This is a genomic window from Peribacillus sp., assembly GCF_059453735.1.
Genome location: NZ_JAZVJO010000439.1, coordinates 1 through 4,410 on the forward strand (window position 1 = coordinate 1; position 4,410 = coordinate 4,410).

At 42.5% G+C, this 4,410-nt stretch carries 6 protein-coding genes; 2 read left to right on the forward strand and 4 right to left on the reverse strand.

Going from position 1 to position 4,410, the window contains the following annotated elements; translation table 11 throughout:
- The coding region (locus AC52RT_RS14425; RefSeq protein ID WP_495541386.1) for an oligosaccharide flippase family protein at nucleotides 1-1,135 on the forward strand (1,135 nt) is incomplete at its 5' end.
- Nucleotide 1,136: 1 nt separating this feature from the next.
- On the opposite strand, the gene AC52RT_RS14430 is transcribed toward AC52RT_RS14425, so the two are convergent.
- Complete coding sequence (locus tag AC52RT_RS14430) at nucleotides 1,137-1,778, reverse strand: DUF421 domain-containing protein (protein ID WP_495541387.1); 642 nt, start codon at nucleotides 1,776-1,778, stop codon at nucleotides 1,137-1,139.
- Between the two features lie 145 nt (nucleotides 1,779-1,923).
- Between AC52RT_RS14430 and AC52RT_RS14435 the strand changes: the two genes are divergently transcribed.
- On the forward strand, nucleotides 1,924-2,292 hold the full coding sequence (locus AC52RT_RS14435) for a TIGR04086 family membrane protein (RefSeq protein ID WP_040373102.1): 369 nt from the start codon (nucleotides 1,924-1,926) through the stop codon (nucleotides 2,290-2,292).
- A gap of 151 nt (nucleotides 2,293-2,443) precedes the next feature.
- Here the strand turns inward: AC52RT_RS14435 and yajC are convergent, their stop codons facing one another.
- The 3 genes from yajC to AC52RT_RS14450 all read right to left on the reverse strand — a co-directional run.
- Nucleotides 2,444-2,725, reverse strand: a complete 282-nt coding sequence (gene yajC, locus AC52RT_RS14440; protein ID WP_495541388.1) for a preprotein translocase subunit YajC — start codon at nucleotides 2,723-2,725, stop codon at nucleotides 2,444-2,446.
- Between the two features lie 35 nt (nucleotides 2,726-2,760).
- On the reverse strand, nucleotides 2,761-3,900 hold the full coding sequence (gene tgt / locus AC52RT_RS14445; RefSeq protein WP_495541389.1) for a tRNA guanosine(34) transglycosylase Tgt: 1,140 nt from the start codon (nucleotides 3,898-3,900) through the stop codon (nucleotides 2,761-2,763).
- A gap of 24 nt (nucleotides 3,901-3,924) precedes the next feature.
- The coding region (locus tag AC52RT_RS14450; protein WP_495541390.1) for an S-adenosylmethionine:tRNA ribosyltransferase-isomerase at nucleotides 3,925-4,410 on the reverse strand (486 nt) is incomplete at its 5' end.

Consider the following 4,410-nt stretch of genomic DNA (forward strand, 5'->3'; position numbering starts at 1 on the left):
AGGAAAACAAAACATGCAGCCTTTTGCATTTTCTCAAGTCATTGAGCAAGTGGCACGAATTACCTTCATTGCTGTCTTAACCAAAGCCTTTCTTCCATATGGGATTGAATATGCAGCGGCTGGTGCCATGCTAGCTTCGATCATTGGAGAACTTGTCTCTTTGGTTTATTTACTGACAAGCTTCAAACTGAAAAAACACTTTAAATTTCGTAAAAAATTCTTTTCTTCAATAAGATCAGGAAGAGACACCCTTCGAGAACTAATGGGAATCGCCATGCCCGCAACCGGCAGTCGATTAATTGGTTCGGTTGCTTGGTTTCTAGAACCCATTGTCGTCGCACAAAGCTTGGCCGCGGCTGGTATTGCAACATCGATCGCGACGATGCAATACGGGGAGTTAACAGGATATGCCTTACCACTGCTCATGCTGCCTTCATTTGTCACCTCATCCCTCGCGACCTCCCTTATCCCAGCCATTAGTGAGGCAAATGCCAGAGGAGATATGGCATTAGTCGAACGGCGGATGCAGCAGACGCTTTGGATTGCTTTTGTCACCGGTGCCCTCGCTGTTGTTACATTATTTGTATTAGCTGAGCCGCTGTTAATTCTAATGTACGGTTCATCAAGTGCTGCGGTTTTCATCAAGTTTCTCGCACCATTTTTCATTTTGTTTTATTATCAGTTCCCACTTCAATCCATCATGCAGGCGCTAAATCTCGCCAAAGCAGCGATGTTCAACAGTATGGCCGGTAATATCTTGAAAATAGCCGTCATTTGGGTGCTTGCTTCGAAAGAAAGTATGGGCATTATGGGCGCAGCCATTGGTATTGGTACAGGCGCCGTTTTGGTTACCTTGCTCCATTTCTCCACCCTTTTAAAAGTCGTTCCGTTTACTTTACGAGTGAAGCCATATTTAACAGTCGCCTGTATCGCTTTGTTTTCCGGCTTTGCGGGGCATTACGCCTACCATATAGTATTAGCTGGCCAACCGCTGACAATCACTACCCTGCTGTCTCTGACCATTATATGCTCGTTATTTTTACTATTGATGGTGCTTACCGGTCAGATAAGAAAATCTGCAATGGTTCGTATCCCGGTGATTGGACATTTCCTAGCTCGGTTTACTTTCCGGTAAGTTACTTTTCATCAATGAAAAGGGTGCCGTCCAAGTACGAGGCGAGTGAGATGCGTTTTTCAGTATGGTACCCTTTCTTTTTTAATTCCTGCCGCAGCCATTTCTCGTCTTTATTGATTTCCTTTAATACTTTTTGTTGAATAACACCATCCATAATTAATGGGAAGGGGGATAGACCTTGTCTCTTCATTTCTTTCTTCTCGAGTATGGACAGATCACCAGATGTCTCAAGAATAGCGTACTCAACATCGCTCACATTAAAAACACCTTGTCCACGAAGCTGCGCCATTAAATCGTCGAGATTATACCGCTGCTTCCGCATCACACTTTCATCAATTATCCCCTTATTGATGATGATGACCGGGTCACCGTCAACTAGACTACGGAACCTTTTACTTTTAATGGAAAGGTACGCGAAAATAATCTGGATTACCATTAAAAAGCCCATAGGCCAAATCGAATTTAAAATGGTTGAATCATGATTTTCGATAGCACCCACGGCCAAATCTCCAATCATGACGAAGACCACTAAATCTAAGATACTTAGCTCGCCGACCTCTCGTTTTCCCATCACCCGAAAAATAATTAAAATGGCCAGGTACATCAGAAGTGTTCTTGAGCCCATTAAAACAAAATCATTCACACAGGACCCTCCTTAAATGCTAACAATCTGCTTAGTATGCAATGATCTGGTTCTAAATATTCGATTAGCATCATATGCTTGTACAAAGGCAGCACTGGCATGCCATATAGTATGAAGGGAGTCGAAAACCATCGAAACTAAACAAATGGGTACTGCGATTATGTACGGGCTTGCCGTTATCTTTGTTATCGCCATTGTCACAAGCTTTATCTTTGCCACCTTGCTGCGTTTTACAAACATCCAAGAAAGCTCGCTCACATACATTATTATGGCGATTTCGTTTTTAGCGCTTTTCATCGGCGGATTCATCTCTGGCGGCAAAGGAAAAAAACAAGGCCTGGTCCTTGGCGGCGGGACTGGGATCCTATACTTTCTCATCATCTTTATTTTTCAATACCTTGGCTACGATACGCTCTTCACGTTTAAACAATGGGTCTACTACGCCTGCTTCATCATTACAGCTATGATGGGCGGCGTCCTTGGCGTAAACGTCAGTTCCAACCGCACATCTTAAATTAACCCCGAACTGGTTACCGGTTCGGGGTTAATCTAAATGTGTCTAAATATCGAATTATATAAAAAAACCGATTAAAAAAACGAATTTACCCCATAAAAAAAACGGTTCCCCCGGAGGAACCGTTTTGCTGGTACTGGTTTTAGAAGAGTTAGACTAATTCTTTTTCCGGTGCGCTTTCCGTCACTTCACGGATTGCTGAACGGTCGTATGTAAGTCTACTTCCATCACCACATTTAAGGACGATTTTTGTATCATCAATTGAATCGATGAAACCATGTAAACCGCCGATAGTAACGATTTTGTCACCCTTTTTCAAGCTTGACTGCATAGTAGTAACAGCCTTTTGACGTTTTTGCTGCGGGCGGATTAACAGGAAATAAAAGATTACGAACATCAAAACTAATGATATTATTGAACCATATTGACCCATCTATCTCACTCCTTTCTTTGTGTAATATTTATGAGTTAAAAGTTTTTCGCGTTCGGTTTATTGAAACCGTACTGTTCGAAAAACTCCTCTCTAAAGTCTCCAAGACGATCCTCACGAATGGCTTGTCTCACTTGCTCCATTAAGTTTAACAGAAAATGAAGGTTATGGTAAGTCGTCAGACGAATTCCAAACGTTTCTTCACATTTAATTAAATGACGGATATACGCACGGCTGTAATTTTTACACACATGGCAATCACAATTTTCGTCGATTGGTCCGAAATCACGCGCATACTTGGCGTTTTTCACAACTAAACGACCTGTTGACGTCATTAATGTACCATTACGAGCAATTCTCGTCGGCAGCACACAATCAAACATATCCACACCGCGGATGGCACCGTCAATCAATGAATCCGGTGAACCTACACCCATCAAGTAACGTGGTTTATCAGTTGGAAGCAGCGGAGTCGTGAACTCAAGCACTCGGTTCATAATATCCTTCGGTTCCCCAACAGAAAGTCCGCCGATTGCGTACCCAGGGAAATCTAATGAAACAAGATCTTTTGCGCTTTGTCTACGCAAATTCTCAAATTCTCCACCTTGTACAATTCCGAATAAACCTTGATCATTTGGACGTTCGTGAGCAGTTAAACAACGTTCTGCCCAGCGTGATGTACGCTCCACTGATTTCAACATATATTCTTCAGTAGCAGGGAATGGCGGACATTCATCAAAAGCCATCATAATATCTGAACCAAGTGCATTTTGAATTTGCATCGCTTTTTCCGGGGATAAAAACAGCTTATCGCCATTAATATGATTACGGAAATGGACGCCTTCTTCTTCAATATTGCGGAACTTACTTAAAGAAAACACCTGAAAACCGCCGGAATCCGTTAAGATTGGACGATCCCAGTTCATAAACTTATGCAGTCCGCCTGCTTCTTGGACGATATCATGACCTGGACGAAGCCAAAGATGATACGTGTTACTTAAAATAATTCCAGCACCCATTTGCTTAAGATCCTCTGGTGACATCGTCTTAACTGTCGCCATCGTTCCTACCGGCATAAATGCAGGTGTATCAAACGAACCGTGCGGTGTATGGACGCGTCCAAGTCTCGCACCCGTTTGTTTACATGTTTTAATAAATTCATAACGAATTGCTGACAAAGCATTCACTCCCTAGCCTCTATATTACTTGATTAGCATTGCATCTCCAAAACTAAAGAACCGATATTTTTCTTTCACAGCTGTTTCATAGGCATGTAACACATGTTCACGGCCTGCAAGCGCACTAATCAGCATGATCAGCGTCGATTTTGGCAGATGAAAATTCGTAATCATGCAGTCAATCCCTTTAAATTCATAGCCTGGGAAAATAAAAATACTTGTCCAGCCGTTTTCTTCCTTAAACACACCATTATTCTGCGCCGCAATTGTTTCAAGCGTACGCGTAGACGTCGTTCCAACCGCGACAATTCTGCCGCCATCTTCCTTCGTCTTATTCAACAGTTCGGCTGTCTCAGCCGTCATTTGATAAAATTCTGCGTGCATATCATGATTATCGATATCGTCCACACTCACCGGACGGAATGTTCCAAGTCCTACATGAAGCGTAATAAACGTCACATTCACACCCATATTACGAATCTCATCTAATAAATGCTGCGTGAAATGAAG